This is a genomic window from Streptomyces sp. NPDC026659, assembly GCF_040638245.1.
Classification (GTDB): Bacteria; Actinomycetota; Actinomycetes; order Streptomycetales; family Streptomycetaceae; genus Streptomyces.
In genome coordinates, this window is sequence record NZ_JBEZXY010000004.1 from 280,928 (window position 1) to 306,788 (window position 25,861).

Annotated in this window: 23 protein-coding genes and 2 tRNA genes; 14 read left to right on the forward strand and 11 right to left on the reverse strand. The window is 73.7% G+C overall.

Annotated features, from left to right (window positions below; genetic code table 11):
• The first annotated feature begins 44 nt into the window (after window positions 1–44).
• Entirely contained in the window at window positions 45–1,508 is a 1,464-nt protein-coding gene (locus AB0E91_RS13350) for a GH1 family beta-glucosidase (RefSeq protein WP_361779719.1), read from the forward strand.
• Between the two features lie 155 nt (window positions 1,509–1,663).
• Here the strand turns inward: AB0E91_RS13350 and AB0E91_RS13355 are convergent, their stop codons facing one another.
• The 3 genes from AB0E91_RS13355 to AB0E91_RS13365 form a co-directional block, all read right to left on the reverse strand.
• Entirely contained in the window at window positions 1,664–3,103 is a 1,440-nt protein-coding gene (locus AB0E91_RS13355; protein ID WP_361779722.1) for a cellulose binding domain-containing protein, read from the reverse strand.
• Between the two features lie 222 nt (window positions 3,104–3,325).
• Complete coding sequence (locus AB0E91_RS13360) at window positions 3,326–4,699, reverse strand: HAMP domain-containing sensor histidine kinase (protein ID WP_361779724.1); 1,374 nt, start codon at window positions 4,697–4,699, stop codon at window positions 3,326–3,328.
• Complete coding sequence (locus AB0E91_RS13365) at window positions 4,696–5,403, reverse strand: response regulator transcription factor (protein ID WP_361106788.1); 708 nt, start codon at window positions 5,401–5,403, stop codon at window positions 4,696–4,698. Before AB0E91_RS13365 ends, AB0E91_RS13360 begins: the two co-directional genes overlap by 4 nt.
• Before the next feature lie 111 nt (window positions 5,404–5,514).
• Between AB0E91_RS13365 and AB0E91_RS13370 the strand changes: the two genes are divergently transcribed.
• Window positions 5,515–6,057: a hypothetical protein gene (locus AB0E91_RS13370; RefSeq protein ID WP_361779727.1), complete on the forward strand. Its 543-nt coding sequence runs from the start codon at window positions 5,515–5,517 to the stop codon at window positions 6,055–6,057.
• Window positions 6,058–6,087: 30 nt separating this feature from the next.
• Here AB0E91_RS13370 and AB0E91_RS13375 read toward each other — a convergent pair whose 3' ends face one another.
• Window positions 6,088–6,954, reverse strand: a complete 867-nt coding sequence (locus tag AB0E91_RS13375; RefSeq protein WP_361779729.1) for a fused MFS/spermidine synthase — start codon at window positions 6,952–6,954, stop codon at window positions 6,088–6,090.
• Window positions 6,955–7,349: 395 nt separating this feature from the next.
• Window positions 7,350–7,757 carry a hypothetical protein gene (locus tag AB0E91_RS13380; RefSeq protein WP_361779732.1) on the reverse strand — a complete coding sequence of 136 codons (408 nt, stop codon included), beginning with the start codon at window positions 7,755–7,757 and terminating at the stop codon, window positions 7,350–7,352.
• A 265-nt stretch (window positions 7,758–8,022) separates the two neighbouring features.
• On the opposite strand from AB0E91_RS13380, the gene AB0E91_RS13385 reads away from it, so the two are divergent.
• Window positions 8,023–9,531: a hypothetical protein gene (locus tag AB0E91_RS13385; RefSeq protein ID WP_361779734.1), complete on the forward strand. Its 1,509-nt coding sequence runs from the start codon at window positions 8,023–8,025 to the stop codon at window positions 9,529–9,531.
• A gap of 134 nt (window positions 9,532–9,665) precedes the next feature.
• On the opposite strand, the gene AB0E91_RS13390 is transcribed toward AB0E91_RS13385, so the two are convergent.
• Window positions 9,666–10,262: a histidine phosphatase family protein gene (locus tag AB0E91_RS13390; protein WP_361779737.1), complete on the reverse strand. Its 597-nt coding sequence runs from the start codon at window positions 10,260–10,262 to the stop codon at window positions 9,666–9,668.
• A gap of 221 nt (window positions 10,263–10,483) precedes the next feature.
• Here AB0E91_RS13390 and AB0E91_RS13395 point away from each other — a divergent pair, with 221 nt between their 5' ends.
• The 7 genes from AB0E91_RS13395 to AB0E91_RS13425 all read left to right on the forward strand — a co-directional run bounded on the left by AB0E91_RS13395 (window position 10,484) and on the right by AB0E91_RS13425 (window position 16,729).
• The gene (locus tag AB0E91_RS13395; protein ID WP_361779740.1) at window positions 10,484–11,425 is read left to right on the forward strand and encodes a phosphatase PAP2 family protein; all 942 of its coding nucleotides are present in this window, start codon (window positions 10,484–10,486) and stop codon (window positions 11,423–11,425) included.
• Window positions 11,358–12,518, forward strand: coding sequence for a hypothetical protein (locus tag AB0E91_RS13400; RefSeq protein ID WP_361780135.1), 1,161 nt, complete (start codon window positions 11,358–11,360; stop codon window positions 12,516–12,518). The genes AB0E91_RS13395 and AB0E91_RS13400 overlap by 68 nt, the downstream gene beginning before the upstream one ends.
• Window positions 12,509–14,107: a hypothetical protein gene (locus AB0E91_RS13405; RefSeq protein WP_361779743.1), complete on the forward strand. Its 1,599-nt coding sequence runs from the start codon at window positions 12,509–12,511 to the stop codon at window positions 14,105–14,107. Before AB0E91_RS13400 ends, AB0E91_RS13405 begins: the two co-directional genes overlap by 10 nt.
• The gene (locus tag AB0E91_RS13410) at window positions 14,104–15,441 is read left to right on the forward strand and encodes an AAA family ATPase (RefSeq protein WP_361779746.1); all 1,338 of its coding nucleotides are present in this window, start codon (window positions 14,104–14,106) and stop codon (window positions 15,439–15,441) included. Before AB0E91_RS13405 ends, AB0E91_RS13410 begins: the two co-directional genes overlap by 4 nt.
• 145 nt (window positions 15,442–15,586) lie before the next feature.
• A complete protein-coding gene (locus tag AB0E91_RS13415) occupies window positions 15,587–15,958 on the forward strand; it encodes a hypothetical protein (protein WP_361779749.1) in 372 nt (123 codons plus the stop codon).
• A gap of 134 nt (window positions 15,959–16,092) precedes the next feature.
• On the forward strand, window positions 16,093–16,665 hold the full coding sequence (locus AB0E91_RS13420) for a bifunctional DNA primase/polymerase (protein ID WP_361779752.1): 573 nt from the start codon (window positions 16,093–16,095) through the stop codon (window positions 16,663–16,665).
• Window positions 16,656–16,729 (forward strand) — tRNA-Lys (locus AB0E91_RS13425). Before AB0E91_RS13420 ends, AB0E91_RS13425 begins: the two co-directional genes overlap by 10 nt.
• Window positions 16,730–16,821: 92 nt before the next feature.
• On the opposite strand, the gene AB0E91_RS13430 is transcribed toward AB0E91_RS13425, so the two are convergent.
• Complete coding sequence (locus AB0E91_RS13430; RefSeq protein ID WP_361780138.1) at window positions 16,822–18,033, reverse strand: M6 family metalloprotease domain-containing protein; 1,212 nt, start codon at window positions 18,031–18,033, stop codon at window positions 16,822–16,824.
• 375 nt (window positions 18,034–18,408) lie between these two features.
• On the opposite strand from AB0E91_RS13430, the gene AB0E91_RS13435 reads away from it, so the two are divergent.
• Window positions 18,409–20,220 (forward strand): bifunctional diguanylate cyclase/phosphodiesterase, encoded by a 1,812-nt coding sequence (locus AB0E91_RS13435; protein ID WP_361779755.1) that lies wholly within the window; start codon window positions 18,409–18,411, stop codon window positions 20,218–20,220.
• Between the two features lie 29 nt (window positions 20,221–20,249).
• Here AB0E91_RS13435 and AB0E91_RS13440 read toward each other — a convergent pair whose 3' ends face one another.
• Both AB0E91_RS13440 and AB0E91_RS13445 read right to left on the reverse strand, forming a co-directional pair.
• Window positions 20,250–21,338: an LLM class flavin-dependent oxidoreductase gene (locus tag AB0E91_RS13440; RefSeq protein ID WP_361779757.1), complete on the reverse strand. Its 1,089-nt coding sequence runs from the start codon at window positions 21,336–21,338 to the stop codon at window positions 20,250–20,252.
• 77 nt (window positions 21,339–21,415) lie between these two features.
• Window positions 21,416–22,096: a decarboxylase gene (locus tag AB0E91_RS13445; protein ID WP_361779760.1), complete on the reverse strand. Its 681-nt coding sequence runs from the start codon at window positions 22,094–22,096 to the stop codon at window positions 21,416–21,418.
• A gap of 250 nt (window positions 22,097–22,346) precedes the next feature.
• Between AB0E91_RS13445 and AB0E91_RS13450 the strand changes: the two genes are divergently transcribed.
• The 3 genes from AB0E91_RS13450 (at window position 22,347) to AB0E91_RS13460 (ending at window position 24,626) form a co-directional block, all read left to right on the forward strand.
• A complete protein-coding gene (locus AB0E91_RS13450; protein WP_361779763.1) occupies window positions 22,347–23,303 on the forward strand; it encodes a D-2-hydroxyacid dehydrogenase in 957 nt (318 codons plus the stop codon).
• 404 nt (window positions 23,304–23,707) lie between these two features.
• Window positions 23,708–24,466: an IclR family transcriptional regulator C-terminal domain-containing protein gene (locus tag AB0E91_RS13455; protein WP_361779766.1), complete on the forward strand. Its 759-nt coding sequence runs from the start codon at window positions 23,708–23,710 to the stop codon at window positions 24,464–24,466.
• An 86-nt stretch (window positions 24,467–24,552) separates the two neighbouring features.
• Window positions 24,553–24,626: transfer RNA gene (locus AB0E91_RS13460), tRNA-Lys, on the forward strand.
• Between the two features lie 53 nt (window positions 24,627–24,679).
• On the opposite strand, the gene AB0E91_RS13465 is transcribed toward AB0E91_RS13460, so the two are convergent.
• Complete coding sequence (locus tag AB0E91_RS13465) at window positions 24,680–25,030, reverse strand: DUF3592 domain-containing protein (RefSeq protein WP_361780141.1); 351 nt, start codon at window positions 25,028–25,030, stop codon at window positions 24,680–24,682.
• Between the two features lie 196 nt (window positions 25,031–25,226).
• Window positions 25,227–25,826 carry a lytic polysaccharide monooxygenase gene (locus AB0E91_RS13470; protein WP_361779769.1) on the reverse strand — a complete coding sequence of 200 codons (600 nt, stop codon included), beginning with the start codon at window positions 25,824–25,826 and terminating at the stop codon, window positions 25,227–25,229.
• Between the last annotated feature and the right edge of the window lie 35 nt (window positions 25,827–25,861).

The window sequence follows — 25,861 nt, forward strand, 5'->3', positions numbered from 1 at the left end:
CAAGGTCCCCCAAGGTCTTCCCGACTCTCGATGGGAGCGCTTCCATGCCCGACTCCTCCCCCACCGCCTCTCCGGTCACCTCCTCCACCACCTCTCCGGTCACCTTCCCGCCCGGCTTCCTCTGGGGCGCCGCGACCTCCGCGTACCAGATCGAGGGGGCGGTGCGCGAGGGCGGCCGTACGCCGTCGATCTGGGACACCTTCAGCCATACGCCGGGCAGGACGGCCGGCGGGGAGACCGGCGACACCGCCGTCGACCACTACCACCGCTACCGCGACGACGTGGCCCTCATGGCGGACCTGGGCCTGGGCGCCTACCGGTTCTCCGTCTCCTGGCCGCGCGTGCAGCCGACCGGGCGGGGCCCCGCGGTCCAGATCGGCCTGGACTTCTACCGCCGCCTGGTGGACGAGCTGCTCGAGAAGGGCATCCAGCCCGCCGTCACCCTCTACCACTGGGACCTCCCGCAGGAGCTGGAGGACGCGGGCGGCTGGCCCGAGCGCGACACCGCCCACCGCTTCGCGGAGTACGCGCAGCTCGTCGGCGAGGCGCTCGGCGACCGCGTGGAGAACTGGATCACCCTCAACGAGCCCTGGTGCAGCGCCTTCCTGGGCTACGGCTCGGGCGTCCACGCCCCCGGCCGCACCGACCCGGTGGCCTCGCTGAAGGCGGCCCACCATCTCAACCTCGCGCACGGCCTGGGTGCTTCGGCGCTGCGCGCGGCCATGCCGGCCCGCAACAAGATCGCGATCAGCCTCAACTCGGCCGTCGTACGCCCGCTGTCGCAGAGCCCGGCCGATCTCGCGGCGGCCCGCCGCATCGACGACCTGGCCAACGGGGTCTTCCACGGCCCGCTGCTGCGCGGCGCCTATCCGGACTCGCTCCTGAAGGCGACCGCCCGGCTCACCGACTGGTCGTTCGTCCTCGACGGCGACCTGCGCGCGGCCAACGCCCCGCTGGACGCGCTCGGCCTCAACTACTACAGCCCCGCCCTCGTCTCGGCGGTCGACGGCGAGGTCTCGGGCCCGCGCGCCGACGGCCACGGCGCGAGCGAGCACTCTCCCTGGCCCGCCGCCGACGACGTCCTCTTCCACCAGACCCCGGGCGAGCGCACCGAGATGGGCTGGACGGTCGACCCGACCGGCCTCTACGACCTGCTCATGCGCTACACCCGCGAGGCTCCCGGGCTGCCGCTCTACATCACCGAGAACGGCGCGGCCTACGACGACAAGCCCGACGCCGACGGCCGCGTCCACGACCCCGAGCGCGTCGCCTACCTCCACGGCCACCTCTCCGCCGTACGCCGGGCGCTGACCGACGGCGCCGACGTGCGCGGGTACTACCTGTGGTCCCTGATGGACAACTTCGAGTGGTCCTACGGCTACGAGAAGCGGTTCGGCGCCGTGTACGTGGACTACGCGACGCTGGAGCGGACGCCGAAGTCGAGCGCGCGGTGGTACGCGGAGGCGGCGCGGACGGGTGTGCTGCCGGCGGTGGAGTCGGCGGGCTGATCCCCCGCTCGTCCTTCCGGACGGGTTGTACGGCTGTACGGCGAAGGCCCGGCGGTGTGTGTCACCGCCGGGCCCCCGGGTCATCGGTCGCCGTCAGCCACCGGCCGGTTCCCCCCGGTCGGCGCCCCTCTGATCAGTCCCCCCTGATCAGCAGGTCAGTTGTAGGCCGCGAACGCCTTGGAGAAGGCGAACTTGTCCTGGTTGATGGAGCTGCACGTGGCGTCGGCGGTGGGCTTGGTGCCGCCGTCGCACTGCTTGTCGCGGGTGCCGGACCACATGGACAGCGCGCCCAGGCCCTTGGACTTGGCGAAGTTCACCAGCTGGGTGGCGTCCTCGACCTTGAAGATCTCGGAGGCGACGTCGTTGACGCCGATCATCGGCGTGACCGCGACGGTCTTCCAGGCGTCCTGCTCGGAGAGGCCGAGGACACCCTTGATCTGGGCCTGGGTGGCGGTGGCGGCCTGCTCGGCCAGGTCGCCCATGTCGCCGCTGAAGGCCGGGCCGTAGTCCATCGCCATGATGTTGACGGCGTCGATGCGCACGCCGTTGGACTTGGCGTCGGAGAGCAGGTTGACGCCGTCCTGGGTCAGGCCCTGGGGCATCACCGGGAGGGTGAAGGAGACGTTCAGGTCGGGGTGCGCGGCCTGGAGCTTGGCGATGGCCTGGGCACGGCGGGTGTTGGCCGCGGCGTTGGGCAGCGTGGCGCCCTCGATGTCGAAGTCGACCTTGGTGAGCTTGAAGGCGTCGACGGCCTTGCCGTAGGCCGCCGCCAGCGCGTCGGCCGAGGAGCAGGTGGTGCCCAGTTCCGTACCGGTGGCGCCGCCGAAGGAGACCCGTACGTCGCCGCCCTTGGCGCGCAGGGCGCCGATCTGCGCGGCCACGCCGTCGGCGGTCAGGTCGGAGACGCCGCCGAACTTGGGGGTGCAGCCGCCGCCGTCGTTGACGAAGGCGAGGTTGAAGTTCTTCACGCCGGTGGCGTCGGCCATGCCGAGGAGGTCGAAGGCCGGGTAGAGCGAGGTGTCGACGTAGGGGGCGAAGCCCGCGCTCTTGGTGGTGCCGCTGCCGGTGCTCTGGGTGGGGGCGGGGGTGTCGCTCTTGGTGGGAGTCGGCTGGGTGGGCTCGGCCGAGGGGGTGTCCGTGGGGCGGCCGCTCGGCTCGGGGGTGGCGGTGGAGTCGGCGGAGCACGAGGTGCCGTCGATCTGGCAGCCGGTGGGGTCGCCGCCGCCGTTGACCACGAAGCCGACGGTGAGGGACTTGCCGGGGGCGATGCCCTCGTCCCACTTGGCGGCCTTCACGGTGACGTGCTGTCCGCTGACGCTGGAGTCGGCGTTCCACAGGGAGCTGAGCGTGGCGCCCTTGGGGAGGTCGAACTCCAGGGTCCAGGACTTCTCGGTCTGGCCGGTGTCGTTGGAGATGACGTACTGGCCGCTGTAGCCGGAGGACCAGTCGCTGTTCTTGGTGTAGACGGCGCCGACACCGGCCGCGTGGGCGATTCCGGTCACGAAGAAGGCGCCGCCGCCGGCGACGGCCGCGGCGACGATGCCGCCTATCGCCTTGTTCCTGCCGCTGATCTTGCGCCGGTGCGTGCTGCTCATGCGCGTGCCTGTCCTTCGTAGCGGGGGGAGGTTGGGGGGTGGTGAGGCAGACGCTACCGATGCGGAATCGGACAATCGGCTTGATAGGGACGGGCGTTCGAGACCTTAGGGTGCGCTTAAGGAAGAGATCGGGGACGGTTAAAGGTCGAGACCAATACGCCGGATTCGCGGTCCCGCAACCGCGTCGGCGGCGTCACGGCGCGCTCCTCGGCCGCCCACCCGTCAGCGCAGCGCGGGTGCGCGCCTGCGGCGCCGCTCGGTGCGGTGGCCGCGCCGGTCCGGCTTGCGGCCGTCGAGCTGGAGCCAGATGCGCACCTCGGTGCCGCCGAGGACCGAGGAGCCGATGCGGACGTCGCCGCCGGTGGACTCGGCCAGCCTGCGCACTATGTCCAGACCGAGGCCCGTGGACCCGGCGGTGCCGGAGCCCTGGCCGCGCGCCATGGCGGTCTCCGGGTCGGCTATGCCGGTGCCCGCGTCGGAGACGAGCACGATCACCGCGTCGTCGGCGTTGTGCACGTCCACGGCGAAAGCCGTTCCCTCGGTGGTGTGCCGGAAAACATTGCCGAGCAGGGCATCCAGGGCGGCGGCGAGGTCGGCGCGGGCGACGGGGACGCGTACCGGACGCTCGGCGCCCGCGACCCGCCACTTGCGGCCCTCGTCCTCGGCCAGCGCGGACCAGAACTCCATGCGTTCGCGCACCACTTCGGCGGCGTCGCAGCCCGTGCCCGGACCGGCGGCGGCCGTCTGCGGCTTGGCCTCGCGGGCGGTACGGATGATGGTGTCCACCTCGCCCTCCAGCTGGGCGACGGCGGCACGGGTCTGGTCGGCGGCGGCCCCGGCGCCGAGCGAGGCCGCGTTCAGCCGGAGCACGGTGAGCGGGGTGCGCAGCCGGTGCGAGAGGTCGGCGGCCAGCTCGCGTTCGTTGGCCAGGAGTTGGACCACCTGGTCGGCCATGGAGTTGAACGCGACGGCAGCCAGCCTGAGTTCGGTCGGGCCCTCCTCCGGCACCCGGGCTCCGAGGTGTCCGTCGCCCAGTTCGCGCGCGCCCTCCACCAGCCGTCGCGCGGGGCGCACCATGCGCACCCCGAGCCGGTCGGCGACCGCGACGGAACCGGCGATCAGCGCGACGCCCACGGCGGCGAGCACCGCCCAGGCCGTGCCCACGCCGTTGCTCATCTCGGCCTCCGGCACCCACACCTCGACCACGGCGATGGCCCCGGAACCGAGCGCGACGGGCTGGAGCAGCGCGGAGCCGCCGGGCACCTCGGCGGTGGAGGCGCGGCCCATCCGGCGCACGGCCTCTATGTCACGGGCGGTGGCCCTGCCGCGGCCCAGGTCGGTGGCGGCGCGCCCCTCCTCGGCGGGCAGGTGCACGGCCATGCCGGACTCGACCCCGGCGGCGGCCACCACCCGCTCCAGCTTGTCCCGGTCGGTGGTGATGGACAGCGCGGGGGCGACGGCGGCGGCCTCGCGCTCGGCGTTGGAGAACGCACGGTCGCGGGCCATCTCCTGGACGACCAGACCGAGCGGCACGGCGAAGGCGACCACGACCATCGTCGTGACCGCGAGGCACACCTTGACCAGGGCCCATCTCATCGCGGCGACTCCCCCGCGACGGGCGGCTCCAGCTTCACGCCGACGCCGCGCAGGGTGTGCAGATAGCGCGGCCGGGCCGCCGTCTCACCCAGCTTCCGCCGGAGCCAGGAGAGGTGGACGTCGATGGTCTGGTCGTCGCCGTACGACTGCTGCCAGACCTCGGCGAGCAGTTCCTTGCGCGGGACGACTACGCCGGGGCGTCCCGCGAGGAAGGCGAGCAGGTCGAACTCACGGCGCGTCAGATCGAGTCTGCTACCGTCCAGTTCGGCCTGGCGGCGCAGCGGGTCGACGGTCAGGCCGCCGACCCGGAGCACGGCCGGGGGCGGCGCCTCCCCGCCGCCGGAGCGGGCGCGGCGCAGGACGGCGGCGATGCGGGCGGAGAGGTGCTCGACGGAGAAGGGCTTGGTCAGGTAGTCGTCCGCCCCCGCGTTGAGCAGCCGGACGATCTCCGTCTCGTCGTCCCGGGCCGTGGCGATGATCACAGGCACGTCGGTGATGCCGCGCAGCATCTTCAGCGCCTCGGAGCCGTCCAGGTCCGGCAGTCCGAGGTCGAGTATGACCACGTCGAACCGGAAGTGGGCGACCTCGCGCAGCGCTTCGAGCGCCGTGCCCACGCTGCGCACGGTGTGGGCGGCGTCGGTCAGATGCCTGATGAGCGCCGAGCGGACGAACTGATCGTCCTCGACCACGAGCACACTTGCCATGCGCCGCAACCTACGCCATGCGGCCGAGCCGGGTCCTGGCCTGTGGACAACTCCCTGTGGACAACTGGGGCCCTGTGCACGGCCGGTGACGGCTGAGGCAGTATGACTCCGATGCGCAGAGGACTCGTACACGTACTGGCGTGGCTGCTCGCCACCGGAGCGGCGGTCGCCCTCTCCTGGTGGGGCGTGCACACGGTCATGGCCGGGACGGCCTACGACCCCCCACGCGCCGTCCCGATCACGGCCGCCGAGGCCGCCGCCGCCCACGCCTCACCCTCGCCCCCCGCCACGAGCCGCCCGTCCCCCCGGACCGGCGGCTCCCCCCGCCCGGCACCCCCCACCCCGTCCCACCCCCCGGCCCGCACGCCCACTCCCTCCCCCAGCACCGCACCCCCTTCGTCCCCCACGGCCTCCGCCGCCCCCGCCCCGCCGAGCGACGTCAAGCCGTACGACACCCCCGGCGGCCGCGCCGTCTTCGACGTGGGCCCGGTGAGCGCGACCCTCGTCTCGGCGACCCCCGGCACCGGCTGGTCGATGCAGGTGTGGAAGACGGAGACCTGGATCAGGGTCGAGTTCAGCCGCAGCACGGACCGCGTGACGGTCTTCTGCGACTGGCACGACGGGCCGCCGCATGTGGACGTGCAGACGTACTGAGTCCCCGAGTCCCGCTGCATGCGGGCTCGTTCAGCGGAACACCGACGGGGGCGGGGCCGGGGACGCCACGGCCGCGCTGTCCGTCACCGGGGCCGCTCCGCCCGTGAAGTCCAGGAGGGCGCGGCCGTGTTCGACGCGGCCGGGGTGGGGGTCGGAGGCGGCCCTGCGGGTCAACTCCGCCACCGGAAGCGGGAGGTCGGAGGCGACCAGGATCGCGTTGCCGAAGCGCTTGCCGCGCAGGACCGCCGCGTCGGCGATCACGGCCAGTTCCGCGAACCGGGCGGCGGCGGTGGCTATTTGGCCGCGGAGGTGGGTGAGCGGGGGACCGTCGGCGAGGTTGGCGACGTAGAGGCCGGAGGGGCTCAGGGCGCGGCGGGCCTCGTCCAGGAACTCGGTGGACGTGAGGTGGGCCGGGGTGCGGGCGCCGCTGAAGACGTCCGCGACGATCAGGTCGGCCCAGCCGTCCGGCACCTTCGCCAGGCCCTCGCGGGCGTCGGCGGAGCGCACCCGTATCCGGGAGTTGGGGTCGAGCGGGAGTTCCCGGCGGACCAGTTGGACGAGCGCCGCGTCGCGCTCCACGACCTGCTGGGTGGCACGGGGCCGGGTCGCGGCGACGTAGCGGGCCAGGGTGAGGGCGCCGCCGCCGAGGTGGACGGCCCGCAGCGGCTTGCCGGGCGGTGCGGCGAGGTCGATGACGTGGCCGATGCGGCGCTGGTACTCGAAGGTGAGGTGCGCCGGGTCGTCCAGGTCCACGTGCGACTGGGGCGCGCCGTCGACCAGCAGGGTCCAGGCACGGGAGCGGTCCGGGTCCGGGATCAGCTCGGCCAGACCACCGTCGACCGCCTCCACGACGGCCTCGGCGGCCGATCCGCGCCGATTGTTCCTGGACCTGCCCACCGCCCCATTCTCGCAGGTGGCACGGGGGCCCGCCGGACGGGGCCGGGGGCAGGCGGAGCGGTGACTCCGGCAGCGTGACCATGGGCCGGGCGACGAAACGGCAGCGGGGCGCCCGTCGACCAGCCTGGACGGCAGTGTGGCAGCGGCGCCCCTCGACCGGCCCGGACGGCGGAGCGGCAGCAGGCGACGGTCCCGGCCCCGCCTCGGCCGCGGCGGGCCGCACGGCCGCGACCGGCCTCGGCGGAAGAGCGTCGGAGCGGCAGCCGGCACCTCCGGTCAACCCCACGCCGCAGCGGCGGCCCCACCCCGCGCACCGCCACAGCGGCGGCAGCCCGCCCCGGCCTCGCGGCAGGGACAGCGGCGCTCGGTCTGCTCCGCCGAGCCCAGCGGCAGCGTCACCGGCAGCTGTCCGCCGCCTCGATCAGCCGGGCCGCCTCCCCCAGGGCCCGGCGCAGTACCGCCGGGTCCGTGGCGCGGCCCCCGTCGTCGGGGGGCAGGAGCCAGTCGGAGCCCGCCGGCGGGGGCTCGGGGGTCAGGCGCAGGCCGCGGCCCTCGGTGCGGACGCAGGTACTGCCCGGCACGTCCCACCCCGCCGCCGTGCCCGCCGGGACCAGGAAGCCGAGGGTGTCGCGGCCGTCGTCGTGCAGGACCGGTCCGACCTCCGCGACCGCACCCCGGCGCAGGATGTCCACGGCCTCAAGCCCCTGCCGGGTCGGCACCGTCACCAGGTCGCACCCCGCTTCGCCCGGCGCCCGCGACCATGTCGGCGCCGTACAAGGTTCGTTGTTCTGGCTGGTCTCCATGCCGGCCTCCACCACGCTGCCCTGTTGCAGTCCACGGGGTACAACGCGCGATGCCGTCAACAGCTACGGCGCAAGTGTGCCGCAAAGGATGGCAGTTCATGGCAGATCGTGGATGAGATATCCGTTTTGTAGCCAAACACTGCGTGTCGGGCCGGACACAGCCGGTACGTTCGTGCCCGCCGGAACCAGGGTGTCACTCGGGCAGCTCTGCCCGAATTCGCCCCGGGTCCGGCACGGTTCGACGGTTCGTACGAGAGGACCGGCCATGGCGTCGTCAACCGAGACCTCGGTGCAGCCCGACCGGCCGCCCCGGCCCAACACCGCCTTCCGGCAGTTGCGTGGCCGCCGTTCCCCCGCGGAGTTCGCCGCGCTGGTACGGCGCGCGGCCCGCGAGATCGGGGAGCGGGTGAGCTGTGACGCGCGCTATGTCGGCAGGGTCGAGGCGGGTGAGATCCGCTGTCCCAACTACGCGTACGAGCGGGTGTTCCTGCACATGTTCCCCGGCCGCACCCTGACCGACCTGGGCTTCGCACCGCGTTCGACCGTCCGCGGGCGCGCGGCACGCCCTGCCGGTCCGGCCAGGGAGCAGGCAGGCCCGGCACCGGCCGCGCGGGAGCACCCACGGGGCCACCCGTACGACCGGCCGGGCCCGTACGCCCCGCACCCGCGGGACCCGTACGGCAGGCCGTACCCGCACAACCCGTACGGCCCGGACGAGCCGGACGAGAACGACCCACTGAACCACGAGGAGAGCGACGTGCTGCGTCGCGCATTCATGACCAGCGGGGGCGCCACGGTGGCGGCCGCCGCGCTGGGCCCGCTGGGGCTCGCCACGGACGCCTCGGCGGCCGGGACACCGCGCCGCCCCGGCACGACGGAGGCCGCCGCCGTCGAGGAGGCCGTCCGCCGCATCCGGGTGCTCGACGACAAGCACGGCGCCGACGGGCTGTACCGGCACGCGGCCCAGCCGCTGCGCCTGGCCTACGAGCTGCTCGACGCGGGCGCCACCCGGCAGTCCACCACCGACCGGCTGCACTCGGGCGCCGGTGAACTGGCCATCTCGGTCGGCTGGCTGGCCCACGACTCGGGCCGCTTCGAGGACGCCCGCTCGCACTACGCGGAGGCGCTGGCCACCGCCCGGATGACCGGCGACGCGGCCCTGGAGGCGCACGCCTTCTGCAACACGGCGTTCCTCGCGCGGGACGCGGGCCGCCCGCGGGAGGCGGTCCGGGCCGCGCAGGCCGCCCAGCGTGCCGCGCGCCCGCTGGGCTCGCCCCGGCTGATGTCGCTGCTCGCGCTGCGCGAGGCGGGCGGCTGGGCCGGGCTCGCCGACCGGGCGGGCTGCCGCCAGGCGATGGCGCGGGCGCAGGCGCTGTTCGCGCGGGGCGCCTCGGACGCCGACCCCGAGTGGATGAGCTTCTACGGCCAGGCCGAGCTGGAGGGCCTGGAGGCGCAGTGCTGGTCGACGCTGGGCGACTGGTGGCGCGCGGCCCGGCACGCGCGGCGCGCCGCGGACCTCCAGGACCCGCACTTCTCCCGGAACATCGCGCTCTACACCGCCGAGCTCGCCGACGACCTCGCCCGCGACGGCCGCCCCGACGAGGCCGCCTCCGCCGGACTGCGGGTCCTGGAACTGCTCACCCATGTGCAGTCCTCCCGCATCCAGACGATGCTCGCGGGCACCGCGCGCGTACTGCTGCCGCACCGGCGCGCGTCCGGCGTGTCGGAGTTCCTGGAGCGCCACGCGGCGGTGCCCCGGCCCCGGCAGGGCTGAACGGCACGGGCACGCGCGCGTACGACGACTTCCGCGAAGTCCGCGACCACGCGCGCGTAGGAGTTCCGTCACCACACGCGCGCAGGAGCCCGCCGCCCCGCGCGCGTAGGAGGGAGCCCGCCGCCCCGGGCCCGTCAGCCCGCCAGGTGCCCCACGTCGTTCCAGTTCTCGATCGCCGGTTGGCCGTAGGCCCAGCCGAGCACCGACAGCGAGGTCGGGTTCAGCCGGATGCGGGCCGCGAAGTCCAGGGGCAGGCCGAGCCAGCGGGCGCCGATGGAGCGCAGGATGTGGCCGTGGGCGAAGACCAGCACGTCACGGTCGGCGGAGCGGGCCCACTCGACGACCTCGTCCGCGCGCGCGGTGACGTCCGCGACGCTCTCCCCGCCGGGCACCCCGTCGCGCCAGATCAGCCAGCCGGGCCGGTCGGCGTGGATCTCGCCCGGGGTCAGGCCCTCGTAGGCGCCGTAGTCCCACTCCATGAGCGTGTCCCACGGACGCGCGCGTTCGCCGAAGCCGGCCAGTTCGCAGGTCTCGCTCGCGCGCACGAGCGGGCTGGTGCGCACCTCCGCGAAGGGCAGGCCGTCCAGCGGGGCGCGGTGCAGCCGCTCGCCGAGGAGCTTGGCGCCGCGCCGTCCCTCCTCCAGGAGGGGGATGTCCGTCCTGCCGGTGTGCTTGCCGGACAGCGACCATGCCGTCTGTCCGTGCCGGGCCAGCAGGATGCGCGGTGCCATGGGAGACCTTTCCGGGAGAGGAATGCCAGGTGGCCGCCGGGGTAACGACAGCCCAGGTCCTTCCATCATCGCGCACCGGTGGGACGGGCAACCCGGCGGGCGACCACGGCGTCTTCCAGGGCTGAAGCGTCCGCGCGGGGCGGGGGCGGACACCGTAAAGTGTCACGGCGCCCGGCGGGGACGCCGCATGCGCAGGGGCACAGGAGGGGGAGGGCGGTCGGATGCCGCAGACCGAGACACCGGGCATCGAGGCGACGCCGCGACCCCGGTTGCGCTGGTGGACCGAGCTGCCGCTGATCCTGCTCGTCTACGGCTGCTACTCGGCGGGCCGCCTCCTCGCGCGCGGGGACGTTTCCTCAGCCGTGGACCACGGTCTGGCGATCCTGCGCATCGAGCAGCTGCTGCACCTGGACGCCGAGCACCCGCTCAACCGCCTGTTCACCCGCGAGCCCTGGATCGGCGTGCCCGCCGACTTCTGGTACGCCTCGCTGCACTACCTGGTCACGCCCGCGATACTCGTCTGGCTGTTCCGCTCGCACGCGGTGCGGTACCGGGCGGCGCGCACCTGGCTGATGACGTCCACGTTCATCGGTCTGATCGGCTTCACCCTGCTGCCGACCTGCCCACCGCGCCTGCTCCACCCGGGCCACGGCTTCACCGACACCATGGCGTACTACAGCTCGTACGGCTGGTGGGGCGGCCAGGCGAGCGCCCCGCGCGGCATGGGCGGCATGACGAACCAGTACGCGGCGATGCCGAGCCTGCACGTCGGCTGGGCGCTGTTCTGCGGCGTCATGCTGTGGCGCTACGGCCGCACCTCCCTGGCCAGGGTCTGCGCGGTGGCCTACCCGCTGCTGACCGCGCTCGTGGTCATGGGCACCGCCAACCACTATCTGCTGGACGCGGTGGCGGGCGCCGCGGTGATGGGCGCCGGGCTGCTGCTCACGCCGTACGTGATGCGCGCGGCGGACGCGGTGAAGGCCCGGCTGAACCTCGCCTGGGCCCCTCCAGCCGGTGCGGTCTCCCCCGTTGTCAGTGGCGGATGCCAGACTTCCGCGGGTGAGCGAATTCCACGGCAGCGCGAGTCTCGGCTCGATCCCCCGGCAGGACCGGACGCCTCCCCCAGCGGAGCGGGCGACGGCACTCCGGCACCGGCTCGCTGAGCTGCGCGGTCCCGAGGTTCCGGCCAAGGCATTGGACGCCCGCGCCCTCGCGGCGCTCGCGTCCAACCCGGGCTGCCGCCGCCGCGCGATCCTGGACGGCGCCGGGGTGGACAAGGCCCGCCTGGCGACCGGCCTCGGCTCGCCCTCGGACTACGGCCAGTCGCAGTTCGCCCTGATCCGGGGCAATGTCTTCGAGGCCCGTGTGAAGGCGGACCGCGGCGCCGAGCTGCTGCGCCTCGCGCACGCCTGCTTCGACCCCGCCACCGAGCCCCCGGCCGGCGCCGCCGTACCCGACCTGACCGCAGACGGCCCCAAGGGGCGTACGGGGCGTACGGAACTGGCGCTGCGCGAGGCCGTGGAGGCGGGCGGCTGGACGCTCCTCGACCACCCGATGCTCGCCCTGGAGGTGGCGGGGGCGCCCGCGTTCCTGGAGCCGGACGCGGTGGTGGTGCACCCGGACGGGATGTGGACGGTCGTGGAGATCAAGTCCTTCCCGATGCTTGACGGTTCGGCCGACCCGTCGAAGGTGGGCGCGGCGTCCCGCCAAGCGGCGGTGTACGTGCTGGCCCTGGAGGAGGTCGCGGCCCGGCTCGACCCGGCGATCCGGGTACGGCACGAGGTGCTGCTGGTGTGCCCGAAGGACTTCTCCAACCTGCCCACCGCGCGCGCGGTGGACGTGCGCCGTCAACGCGCGGTGACGGCACGGCAGTTGACCCGGCTCACCCGGATCGAGGAGATCGCCGACCAGCTCCCGGAGGGCACCTGCTTCGCGCCGGACCGCACGCCCGAGGAGCTGGAGGCGGCCGTGGACGCGGTTCCGGCGACGTACGCGCCGGAGTGTCTGTCCTCCTGCGAACTGGCCTTCCACTGCCGGGAGCGCTCGCGCGCGTCCGGCGCGGTGACCCGGCTCGGCCGCCCGTTGCGGGCCGAACTGGGTGGTCTGCGCACGGTGGAGGAGGTCCTCTCGGCGGCGCGCGGCGAGAGCGGTGACCCGGACGACCCGGCGGTGGCCGCGCTGCGCCGGGCCGCCGCCCTGCGCGCGGAGGCGCTCGCGCACGCGGCGGCCGCGCGGGAGGTGGCCCTGTGTCCCTGATCGCGACCCTCGCCCGCCTCGAGGCCGTCGGCACGGGCGTGGCCCAGCCGCTCACGACCGTCCGGCACCGCCATCTGTCAGCCCGTCCCCTGGTGTTCGTGCCGCTGACCACCTCCGGCGAGGCGGGCGCCCCGCTCGGCGCGCTGGTCGGCACCGACCGGGACGCGCCGCGTCTGCTGGCCGTGCCCCAGCCGCGCGACCGCGACCTGCGCTTCGCGTTCCTCGCCGAACTGGCCGACGTCGTCCTGCCGTACGTCGACGCCCACGCCGAGGCCGTGGAGGCCGCCGAGCGCACCGAGACCGACCCGGAGACCGGCAAGCGGGTCAAGGTCGAGGTCGAGCTGTGCGCGGACGCGCCCCAGCTGATCGTGCCGAGCCGGGCGGGCCTGGAGTACGTCCGCCTGCTGGGCCGCTCGACGCGCTTCCGGCGCACCGCCGAGCAGGAGCCGGAGGCCCCGAACCCGGCGCCGCCCCGGGTGCCGCTGCTCGGCCGCTGGCTGACCCACTACGGCGAGCGGGCGCGCGTACCCGGCTCCTCGCTGCTGCTCGCCCTCACCGAGGTCCTGTCCCGGCACTGGGCCACCGGCCAGAGCAGCCTGGAGGACCAGCATCTGGGCGCCCTGCTGTCCTGGATCGCGCCGCCCGCGGGCAGTTCGGGCGCCGAGGCCGCCTTCCGCGCGGAGCGCGAGCGCGACGGCAAGGGGCAGCTGACCTGCCCGCCCGCCGGTCCGGCCACCGACCCGGCGTTCGACAACAAGCTCCTCGCCCCGGCCATCGAGGCGTACGACCGCGCGCGTACCGCCCTCGCGGCCGCCGAGGACCCGGTGGACGCGGAGGACCGTACGGCCGCCGTCACCAAGGCCGAGCAGCGCGTCCGCGAGCTGGTGGAGCAGGTCACCCGGCCCACCTGGGACGCAGTGTGGGACGGACTCGACCTGCTGCGGGCGCTGCCTGCGGGCGCGCACGTCGAGGAGCGGTGGACGCGGGACCGCTGGTCGTTCACCGGCCACCGGGACCGGGTGCTGGCGGGCGAGCCCCCGCAGCCGCGCCGGGACGACGCGGTGACGGCGGCGAACAAGCTCGCCACGCGCGAGCGCGAGCAGTCCCGTCTGGAGGCGCAGGAGGCGCTGGACGACCCGCTGGTGATGGCGGGGCGGCGGCTGGCCGGGGAGGCGTTCGCGGGCGAGGTCGTCGACGTCTTCATGGCGTACAGCGAGGGCAAGCGGCCCAGCCCGCGCCCGCTGGTGACCGTGCGCACCGAGGACCGGCCGCATCTGGCGGAGCGCGCGAAGGCGTACCGCTCGCTGAACGGCAAGCCGCAGTCGGCGGAGTTCGCCGGGTACGAGGGCGATCCCGAGGAGGGTCTGCTCGTGCTGCGGATCGTGGACAAGATGGGCCGGGGCAAGGAGCCGGAGCCGGGTTCGGTGCCGGAGAAGGGCGACCGGCTCTGCTTCACGCTCTTCGAGCACGAGCAGCGGGGCGGGCCGAAACTCCCCGACCAGGAGGACACCCCGTGGACCCACGGCGGTCCGCCCGGCGCGGCCGTGCCGGAAGCGCCCGATGCCATGACCGAGGAGGATGTCCTGTGACCACGGTGGACTTCGATCCGGGAACCGCCGCCGGGCGCGCCACGGACGCGATCCTCCGCGACACCCTGCACGGCACCGAACGGGGCGTGGTGGTGGACTCCCCGCCCGGCGCGGGCAAGTCGACGCTCGTGGTCCGCGCGGCGCTCGAACTCGCGGACGCGGGGCGCCCGTTGATGGTGGTGGCGCAGACCAACGCGCAGGTGGACGACCTGGTCCTGCGGCTCGCGGAGAAGAACCCCGACCTGCCGGTGGGCCGCCTGCACAGCAGCGACGCCGACGCCTACGACCGCTCGCTCGACGCCCTGCCGAACGTGCGCGCCTCGGCGAAGGCGGCCGACCTCGCGGGACTCCCCGTGGTGCTGTCCACTGCCGCGAAGTGGGCCCACGTGACGGTGGACGAGCCGTGGCGGCACGCGATCGTCGACGAGGCGTACCAGATGCGCTCGGACTCCCTTCTGGCCGTGGCCGGCCTCTTCGAGCGGGCGCTGTTCGTGGGCGACCCGGGCCAGCTGGACCCGTTCTCGATCGTGGGCGGCGAGCAGTGGGCGGGCCTGTCGTACGACCCGTCGTCCTCTGCGGTGAGCACGTTGCTGGCCCACAACCCCCGGCTGCCGCAGCACCGCCTGCCGGTCTCCTGGCGGTTGCCGGCCTCGGCGGCCCCGCTGGTCTCGGCCGCGTTCTACCCGTACACCCCGTTCCGCAGCGGCACCGGGCACGGCGACCGCCGCCTGTCCTTCGCGGTCCCGTCCGACGGCTCGGCCCCGGACCGCGTGATCGACGAGGCCGCGGAATCCGGCTGGGGCCTGCTGGAACTCCCGCCCCGCCACACCCCGCGCACGGACCCGGAAGCCGTCCGGGCGGTGGCCCTGGTGGTCCGCCGCCTGCTGGACCGAGGCGGCGCCGCCCTCTCGGAACGCTCCCCCGACCCGACCCCCCTCACCGCCGCCCGCGTAGCCGTGGGCACCGCCCACCGCGACCAGGCGGCGGCGATCCGCACAGCCCTGTCCGACCTGGGCGTCGTGGGCATCACGGTCGACACGGCCAACCGCCTCCAGGGTCGCGAGTACGACGTGACGGTCGTCCTCCACCCCTTGTCCGGCCGCCCCGACGCCACCGCCTTCCACCTCGAAACCGGCCGCCTCTGCGTCCTGGCTTCCCGCCACCGCCACGCCTGCATCGTCGTCTGCCGCGCGGGCGTCGACACCCTCCTCGACGACTACCCCTCCACGGAACCGGTCCAGCTGGGCACGCTGGTGAAGTTTCCGGACGGGTGGGAGGCGAATCATGCGGTGCTGGCGCATTTGGGGGAGCACCGGGTGAGCTGGAGGCCATGAGCGGGCGGGTGCCGGGTGAGCCAGTAGCCATGAGCGGGCCAGACGCCGGGTAACCATGGGCCAGTACGTCCCCTTGCGCCCACGCGCGACAATGGACGGTGGCCCACCCCCAGAGGGCCGGAACCGCAGAGGAGGAGATGTGGACATGGCGGAGCCCACGCCGCGTCGGAACGAACCGCGGCTACGCCCCGCGCCCCTGCTCTTCGAGCCCGCCGAGGCGGCAGGCGACCCGGAGCATTTCTTCGATCTGGAGTCGATCGAGGACCCGAGGACGCTGCTGACGCGGGCGACGGAGCTGACCCAGGCGTTCCGTGCGGCCGCCGACCGGGCGATGGAGTTCCAGGCCATCGCGGCGGCCCAGCTCGCCGACCCGCGCCGGTTCGACCGGCTGACCTCGGCGGATCTCGCCGAGCGCGCGGAGTGGACCGAGGACTACGCCAAGCGAATGGTCGAGTTCGGGCGGGATCTCATGCGCGGGGCCGAGACGGAGGGGCGGACACCCGTCGACCCCCGCTGACCCCCTGCCAGCACGCGACGCGTCCACCCATCTGGCATATGCCGAGCGGGCAAGATACCCCCTCCCGCACCCCCCTGTCCCTATTTTCCGCAACCAAGCGCGAGCAGATGCTCACCGCCGGTAGACATGTCGGCATGAGCAGCGCACCGAACGTCACCGCAGCCACCGCCGACGGCACCGCGTGGCTCGCCTCCGCCGGAACGTATCCGCGCAGCACGCTCGCCCTGTGGAAGGAGCGGCCGGGTGCGCCGGTGGTGCTGCCGTGCGGGAGTGTCTTCGACGTGGTGAGCGCGCCGGCGATCTTCGGTCGGCGGATGCTGGACCGGTTGTGGGGCGAGGGGCCGGGTTCGGGTCCGGTCGCGGTGCACCGGGGGCGGATGCTGCTGTTCGCCGCGCCGGGTACGGCCCAGCGGCTGCCCTCGCTGCTGACCTGGGAGGAGTGGGGCCCGCGCACCCACGCCGTACCGCCGCTGCTGTGCCACGGGACCGGGGACGCGGTGACCGTACCGGCGCTCCACGGCGAGGATCCCGCGGGCCCACAAGGCTCCCGCTGGCTGGTCGCGCCGGACACCCGGCAGCCGTGGCTGCCGGGGCCCGAGGTGGTGCTCTGGGCGGCGGTGCGGGCGGCTCGCGCCGCGGTGCGGATATCGATTTTTCCTCCCGCCGACCAGGATGCTAAGGTCTACGACGTCAGCAGGCGCCGCTAGCTCAGTTGGTTAGAGCAGCTGACTCTTAATCAGCGGGTCCGGGGTTCGAGTCCCTGGCGGCGCACAGACAACGATCAGGCCCCTCGCGCGAGCGGGGGGCCTGATCGCGTTCCGGCCCACAGGGCCCACAGGGCCCACAAAGACACCGCCCACCGCTCAGAGCGCGCGCGGCGTGATCGACACCGTCCACGCCCCCGACGGCGTCCGGTCCTCCACCTCCACCCGCACACCGTCCCCCGGCACGGTGAAGCTCTCCCCCGCCGACAGCGGGGCGTCGGCGAGCGTCGGGTAGACGGAGTTCTCCCAGCAGGCCGAGGCGTGCGGATGGGTGTCGATCACCTGGACCGGCCCGTCGCCGGACTCGGCTTCGGCGTGGACGCGGTAGACGAGGATGCCCTCCCGGCAGCCGGAGCCGTCGTTCCCGGCCGTGGCCCGCGCCTCGAAGGCCAGCGCGCTGTCCGCCCCGGTGCGCACCACCGCGAGCTTCGTACCGCGCCCGAGCCCGAAGGCCGGCGCCCCGGCCGCACCCGGCACCGACACCCCGGGCCCGGCCTCCAGCGGCTCCAGCGTGAGCCGGGTCGGACCGGTGCCCCGTACGCACGTCACCTGGCGCGGGTCCAGCCAGCCCAGCCGCCACTTGTGCCAGGCGAACAGGTCCGGTGAGAGGCCGAACTGGCTGCCCATCAGGTCCCAGTCACCCACATAGGTGTCCCAGTCGCCCTTGTTGTCCAGGGGGCGGTGGTAGAGGTCGGGCAGGTCGAAGACGTGGCCGGTCTCGTGGGCCAGGACCAGCCGGTCCGGCGGATGCTGCTCGAAGACGGTGACGACCCGGCGTACGTCCTTGCCGTCCAGCCGTACGGGCGTGTCCAGGTTGACGACCTTCGTCGCGTCGGAGTCCACGCCGGGCGCGTCCGGGTCGGCGACGAGGTAGACGACGTCGTAGCGGGAGAAGTCCACCGCCTTGTCGGCGACGGTGAACGCGTCGCGCAGATAGGCGGACCGGTCGGCGGCGGCCCAGTCCCGCTTCATGGCGTACGACGTGGAGGGGCGCGGCATCCGCAGCCAGCGGTTCACGGGGTGCGGGCGCAGGGTGAAGCGGCCGTAGGAGGCGCGGGTGTAGAAGTCGCTGGTCTCCGGGAAGTGGTCGGCCGTCAGCTGGGCGGGGGTGGTGCGGGGGGCGGCGTCGGGGAAGGACAGGAAGACCAGGACGGCGTTCCGGGTGCCGAGGGGGCGGGCGTAGGCGGGGTTCCAGGTGTCCGCGCCCTCCGAGTGGTGGGCGGAGGTGCGGTGCAGGGCGCAGGGTGCCGGGGAGAAGGGTTCGGCGACGGAGGGGCCGCCGAGGATCGAGGTCGCGGCGAGCGCCGACATCGTGGTGGCCACGGCGGCGGCACTGCGCAGCTTGGGCACGGACAGACCTCCGGACACGGTTCACGGGACACCGAATCCAGCCTGTGGCGGTTTGTCAGGAGATGCCCTGTTTATCTGAACCGGAAGGGTGAGTGCGCCCGTTCGCGCGCCGGAGTGCACCGGCGGACGACACCCCGAATCACTCACGCAACGTCACAACCGGTCGGAGGCTTGAAGAACCCGTCCAGGTGCGAGCAGAAACGATCTGTCGGAACGTGGGGTCCGCCGGGGACACTGGAGACCGGCTGGAAGGCCCCGGTACCAGCCTCTATGATCGGCACACTTTCCGGCACGGACAACGACGGACAACGATCGAGTGCACTGCGGGAGCGAGCGGTGAGCGGAACGTCCGAAGGGCCGACGCCCGCGGCAGACCTCGACCGGTCGGCCGTCACAGACAGTGACTACATGACCTATCGGCGCGTCTTCGCGGCCGCCCCGCTCGCCATGGCCGTCGTGGACGGCGACGGGCTCGTGGTCAGCGCGAACACCGCCCTCGGCAGACTCCTCGGCACCGATACCGAGGCCCTGACCGGCCGTTCCGCCGCCGATCTGACCGGCCTCACCACCGACGCCCGCGCCTGGCACGCCTACCGCGAGGTGCTGCGCGGCCGCCGCGCCCGGCTGCGCTGCACCCGGCGCCTGAAGCACCCCGACGGCACGGCGGTGTGGGCGCGGATCACCGTAGCCCCGCTGGCCGACGGCCGTCCGGGTGTTCTGCTGTCGCTCACCGACATCAGCGCCCGCCGCGAACTCCAGGCCCGGATACGGCATCTGCGGATGCACGACCCGGTGACCCGGCTACCCAACCGCACGCTGTTCTTCGAGCGGCTCTCCGCCGCCCTGGAGACCGAGCCCGGCGAGACCGGCGGCACCGGGCGGATCGGCCTGTGCCATCTGGACATCGACGGCTTCAAGGCCGTCAACGACACCCACGGCCACCGCGTCGGCGACCGGCTGCTCGCCGCCGTGGCCGAGCGGCTCACCCGGGTGGCCGCCGAGTGCGGGCAGGGCCGCGCCGGTACGCCCCTGGTGGCGCGGCTCGGCAGCGACGAGTTCGCGCTGCTCGTGGAGGACTCCACCGGCACCGACCAGCTCTCCGACCTCGCCGGGTCCGCGCTGAACGCCCTGGAGGAACCCTTCGACCTGGGCGGCCGGCGACTGCATCTGACCGCTTCCGTCGGCGTCGTCGAACGGCACGCGGCCGGCACCACCGCGACCGGTCTGATGCAGGCGGCCGACACCACCCTGTACTGGGCGAAGACCGACGGCAAGGCCCGCTGGACCCTGTTCGACCCGGAGCGCAACGCGCACCTCATGACCCGTCAGGCCCTCACCTCCGCGCTGCGCCCCGCCATCGAGCGCGGCGAGTTCGCCCTGGAGTACCAGCCGCTGGTCGGCATGGAGGACGGGGCGCTGAGCGGGGTGGAGGCGCTGATCCGCTGGCACCACCCGCAGTTCGGCACCCTGACGCCGAATCGGTTCATCGGTCTGGCCGAGGAGGACGGCTCGATCGTGCCGCTCGGCCGCTGGGCGCTGGGCACCGCCTGCCGCCAGGCCCGGCGCTGGCAGCTCGACCATCCGGACGAGCCGCCCATCTTCGTCAGCGTGAACGTGGCCGTGCGCCAGGTGTGGGACTCCGACCTGGTCACGGACGTGGCGGCGGTCCTCGCCGAGACCGGCCTCAAAGCCCAGCTGCTCCAGCTGGAGCTGACCGAGTCGGCCGTCATGGGCTCGGCCGGACGGCCCATCCAGGCACTCCAGGCACTCAGCGACATGGGCGTGCGCATCGCCATCGACGACTTCGGCACCGGCTACTCGAACCTGGCGTACCTCAGCCGCCTGCCGGTGTCCGTGCTCAAGCTGGACGGCTCCTTCGTGCGCGGCTTCCAGTACGAGGGCGAGCGCGGCACCTCGGCCGCGCCCGCCAACCCGGCCGACGAGGTGATCGTGGAGGCGATGATCCAGCTCGCGCACCGGCTCGGGCTGACCGTCACCGCCGAGTGCGTGGAGACCTCGGCGCAGGCCACCCGGCTGCGCAGGATCGGCTGCGACACCGGGCAGGGCTGGCTCTACTCCCGTCCGGTCCCGCCGGAGGGCATCTCCGAGCTGCTCGGCGTACGGTCCTGCGCGGCGGGCAAGCCCTGAGCCTCCCGCCGGACGGGCCGTAGGAACGGCTACGCCACGGGCAATCCGTAGGCGTCCGCGATGAGTTCGTAGGAGCGCAGCCGCAGCTCGCCGCGGTGGGCGTGGGTGGTGAGCATCAGCTCGTCGGCGCCGGTGCGCTTGTGCAGGTCGTCCAGTCCGGCACGGACCTCCTCGGCGGTGCCGTGCACGATGTTCTTCGTCCAGGAGAGCGCGAAGTCCTCCTCCATCGGGCTGAACTCGTGCTTCGCGGCCTCCTCCGGGTCCGGGAAGAGCCCGGGGCGGCCGGTGCGCAGCCGGACCATGTTCAGCGCGGCCGCCCGCACCTGACGGCCCGCCTCGCGCTCGTCGTCCGTGGCCAGCGCGGAGACGCCGATGAGGGCGTACGGCTCGGCCAGCACCTCCGAGGGGCGGAAGGTCTCCCGGTACAGGTCCAGCGCCGGGATGGTGTTGTGCGCCGAGAAGTGGTGGGCGAAGGCGAAGGGCAGCCCGAGCATTCCGGCGAGCTGGGCGCTGAAGCCGGAGGAGCCGAGCAGCCAGATCGGCGGCCGGTGCGGGGACTGCGTCCCGCCGGGGCTGGTGGCCTGCACCGGGCCGGGTACGGCGTGGATGCGCGCGTAGGGGTGGCCGTCGGGGAAGTCGTCGTCCAGGAAGCGGGTCAGCTCGGACAGTTGCTGCGGGAAGTCGTCGGCGCCCTCGCTGAGGGTGTCGCTGCGGCGCAGCGCGGCGGCGGTCGCCCCGTCGGTGCCGGGCGCGCGGCCGAGGCCCAGGTCGATCCGGCCCGGCGCGAGCGCCTCCAGGGTGCCGAACTGCTCCGCGATGACCAGCGGGGCGTGGTTGGGCAGCATGACACCGCCCGAGCCGAGCCGGATGCGGTCGGTGTGGGCGGCGAGGTGGGCGAGGATCACCGCGGGCGAGGAGGAGGCGACGCCCGGCATGGAGTGGTGCTCGGCGACCCAGAAGCGGTGGAAGCCGCGCGCCTCGGTGAACCGGGCCAGTGCCGCGCTGGTGCGCAGCGCGTCGGTGGCGGTGCTGCCCGCGCCGACGGTGACCAGGTCCAGTACGGAGAGGGGAACGGGAGCGGTGCCGAGGGCGGCGCCCCGGATCTCGTCTGCCGACACGGTGGGTGCCTCCTGCTGTCCGGCGTGGCTGTCCTGCCCCGGGCTAACAGGAGGCGGTCTCCGTTTATTTCCCGGTCTCAGAGTCCCGGGGCCGGGGTCCGGGTGAACAGCGCCCCCAGGTCCGGGGCGTGCACCCGGCGCTCGGCCAGCCGCAGCCCCTCCCACACGGTGACCTGGCTCGCGGTGAGCACCGGCTTGCCGACGGCCTTCTCCAGCGCGGGCAGGTGCGCGGCGGTCTCCAGCGCGGGGTCGGCGAGCAGGACGGCCTCGGCGTCCGGGGTGTCGGCGGCGGCCACGAGCGCGAGCAGGGCGTCCTCGTCGGAGCCGGAGCCGGGGGCGGGAGCGGGAGCGGCCGTGTGGGTGCCGGTCACCTCCAGGCCGCCCGCGCGCAGGAAGCCACGCAGCCGGGCCGCATCCTCATGGGTGCCCGCCGGGGCCGCCACCGCGACGCGGGTCGCGCCGAGGTCGCGGGCCGCGTTGACGAAGGCGAGCGCCGTGGAGGAGGCGGGCATCCCGGTCTGCCGGGCCAGCGCCTCCACCCGGTCGGCCTCGTCCTCCGCGTCGTGCGTGAACCCCTCCCCCGTACGCACCACCGCGTCGGCCCCGGACAGCCGCAGCTCCTCCGCGGCACCCGTGATCCCGGCCCCCGGATCGAGACGTACGAGGTCCACCCGCACATCGGCGCCGAGGAGCTGCTCGATGCGGGGGTAGTCGTCCTCGCCCCGGTGGTCCGTGCAGAGCAGTCCGAGTGCGGTCATGGCGGCCCTTCCGTCGGGTTCGTGTGCCGGCCGGGTCCTGTGGCGTGCCCGGCCATCCGCGCGGCGCCCCGGTTGCCGGGCGGCCGCACGGCACACGTACCCCGTCGGAGCCATGCCCATGGGGTGAAGGCGACCACCGTCCCCGCGTGGCCGAGCCGGGCCCGGGTCGTTGACGGGGTCCGGCGGGCGTGCCAACGTGGTCGGTCCGCCTGTGCCGGACGCCCTGTGCGCCCCCGGAGCCGGGAGGCCGATGCACATTCCGACCCGTCCCACCCTGTTGGTGCTGGACACCGATCCGCCGCCCCGGCTGGGCAGGCTCACCGGCCGGGTGCGTGTGCTGCGCACCGACGCGGCGGGGCTGGCCGGGCTGCTGCCCGAGGCCGATGTGCTGCTGGTGTGGGACTTCGCGTCCACCGCCGTGCGCCAGGCATGGCCGGGGGACGGCCCCCGTCCGGTGTGGGTGCACACGGCGAGCGCGGGCGTGGACCAGCTGATGTGCCCGGAACTGGCCGCGAGCGACACGGTGGTGACCAACGCGCGCGGGGTCTTCGAGCAGCCGGTCGCGGAGTACGTGGCCGCGCTGGTGCTGGGCGTCGCCAAGGACCTGCCGGGCACGGTGGAGTTCCAGCGGCGGCGCGAGTGGCGGCACCGGGAGACGCGACGGGTCGCGGGCACGCGCGCCTGCGTGGTCGGCTCGGGGCCGATCGGCCGAGCGATCGCGCGCACCCTGAAGGCGCTCGGGGTCACCCCGGCGCTGGTGGGCCGGGTGCCCCGGACGGGGGTGCACGGTCCGGCCGACCTGGACCGGCTGATCGCCCGCGCGGACTGGGTGATCGCGGCGGCGCCGCTGACCGAGCGGACGTACCGCATGTTCGACACGCGCCGCTTCGGGGTGATGCAGCCCTCGGCGGTGTTCGTGAACGTCGGCCGGGGCGATCTGGTCGACGAGAGCGCGCTCGCCGGAGCCCTGCGCAACCGGTGGATCGCGGGCGCCGCGCTGGATGTGTTCGCCGCCGAACCCCTGCCCGTCGACAGCCCGTTGTGGAGCGCGCCGGGGCTGCTCGTCTCCCCGCACATGGCCGGTGACACGGTCGGCTGGCGCGATGAACTGGGCACGCAGTTCGTGGAGTTGTACGAGCGCTGGGCGGCGGGCAGGCCGCTGGTCAACATGGTGGACAAGAAGCGGGGGTACGTGCCCGGGCATTGACCGCGACGACTTCTGGCGGGCCCTGTACGTGCTGCCCGAGTGGGGGCCGACCTTCCCGGCGCCGGCTGAAGGACACACCGATACTGATGGTGATCACGGTGCTGGAGATGCCGGGCCGGGCCCGGCTCTTCTCCCAGCAGCACTTCCAGTTCACCGAGGCGCGGACCCGGGAGTTCCTGAGCGCGGTGCTGTGAGCACACAGGGTGAACGCGGGAAGCCGAGGTCCAGGCGTTGGGTGATGTCTCTGGCATATGCCACAGGGTCTGCGCCGCAGCTCGGAGGGGGACGGGAGGGGCGTCGGGAAGTTTGTCAACCCCCTCCTCTCCGGGGCCTGTTGGCCGTTATCGTGGGAGACGGTCCCGACGGACCTCGCGGCCACAAGCAAGCGAGCGCAGGGGGAAACCGTGGCGCTGAAGCACGAGCCGACCGCCCCGTACCACTCGGCCCAGGACGCGCTGCGCGTGCTGGAATGGGTGGCGCGGCACTCCGCCGGGGTCACCGACGCCGTCCTGTCTCGGCGCACGGGCCTGGACGCCGAGCGGCTGACCGCCCTGCTGCGCATGCTGCGCCGTGAGGGGTACGTCGAGCAGCTCACCGACGGCGCCTGGGTCACCGGGGACGCGCTGCGCCGGCTCACCTCGGCGCACGGCCGGGAGCGGGCCCTGCGCGAGAAGATCCAGCACGTCCTGGACCGGCTGCGCGACTCGGTGGGCGCGGCCGTGTACATGAGCCGGTACGTGGACGGCGAGGTCCGGGTCACCCAGTACGCGGCGGGACCGGCCACCCCGGCGGTCAACGAGTGGGTGGACTTCCGCTGCTCGGCGCACGCCACGGCGGTCGGCAAGAGCCTGCTGACCCAGCTGGACCCGGGCGCCCGTCGCGATCACCTCTCCCGGCACCGGATGGCCCGGCTCACCTCGCACACGATCACCAGCGACAAGCTGCTGCTGTCCCGGCTGGCCGCCCAGCCGCCGACGGCACCGGTCCTCGACCTCCAGGAGTACGCGGTCGGCACGGTCTGCGCTGCCGTCCCGGTCACGGCGGGCGCCTCCGTCGGCTGCCTCGCCGTCTCACTCCCGGTGGAGCGGGCACACCGGCTGCGCCAGGCGGCGGACACGCTCCACCGCAGCGCGGCGCCGGTGCTGCTGTCGCTGGCGCTGTAGCGGCCCGGCGGTGGTCACGAGCACCCTCCAGGACCGGGTAGTATTTTCTCTGTCGCCGGCCGCGAAAAGCGGAAGGCGAGAGTCACGCGCCGCTAGCTCAGTTGGTTAGAGCAGCTGACTCTTAATCAGCGGGTCCGGGGTTCGAGTCCCTGGCGGCGCACAGAACGAAGGCCCCTCGCGGAAGCGGGGGGCCTTCGGCGTGTCACGGATAGGTCAGGGCATCAGGCTCGCCGCGTTCGCGGAGACCTCGTGGACGACACCCATGAAGACGGCGCAGCCGACGGCCATCGCGCCGAGGATGCTCAGCCCCACCCCGGTCACCAGGGCGAGGCGTCCCCGCTGCGGGGCGAGCGCGGTGGCGCCCTCCGGGTGCTCCGGGAGGTAGCGCACGGTGACGCGATCGCCCGCGACGACCGTCGGGGAGCCGTCCGTCTCGTCGAAGCGATAGGTCCGCCCCTCGCGGGTGGTGAACTCGTACACGTGGTGCAGCGTGGTGTGGATGCTGGTGTCCCGGCCGCCACCGGTCGTGGTGTACGTGTGCAGACAGCGCCCCTCGGCGGTCAGCCCGTGTGCCCAGTCCGGCTGACCTGGCGGCTGCGCCGCACCAGCTTGGCCGCGAGGAAGACGCACAGCGCGATCATGATCGACGGAATGACGTAGAGCAGCACATCCATGGGGTTCCCCCTTGCCGAGCGGTCTGCGGTGAACGTACCCGCGCGGCAAGGGGTTCGGCCTCAAGCGAAGCTCAGAGATCGGCCGGTCAGAACGTGACGTCCGAGCAGGCGTAGAACGCGTTGCCCGTGTCGGCGATCGTCCACACCGCGAGGATGACGTGATGCCCGCTGAGCCCCGTCGGCAGCGTCCCGCTGTGGCTGAGCGAGGACGGCGGCCGCTGGTTGTTGTACGGCACCTTGAGGAACGGGGTGAGGTTGAGGTCGGACCGGGAGAGCGCGTGGTTCTGGTTCCAGCCCGGCTTGGTGACGTAGTAGCTGAAGTCGGTGGTGGCGTGCGAGGCGGTGAACTGCCAGCGGAAGGTGTACGACTGGCCGCCGGTGACCCTGGTGGTGGGCCAGGCCGCGCCGGAGGGGGTGACCGGCGAGCTGAGCTGCGCGAAGCGGCTCACCGCGCCGTTGCAGAGCTGGCCGTCGGCCGGGCCGGAGGCCGGGAAGCCCTTGGGGCCCTCGACGCTCTGCGGCTCCCACTGGATGTCGCCGCAGTTCGCCACGGTGCCGTTCTGGCAGAGCTTCTGCCGGCTGACCGGGAGGTCGGTGTAGCCGTGCCCGCTGGCCGCGGTGGTGGAGAGCCCGAAGGCTCCCGCGGTCACCGCGACGAGCAGGGCGGCGGACAACTTGGTCTTCATGCTGCCGCTCCTGGGAGAACGTGGGGGAAGTTCAC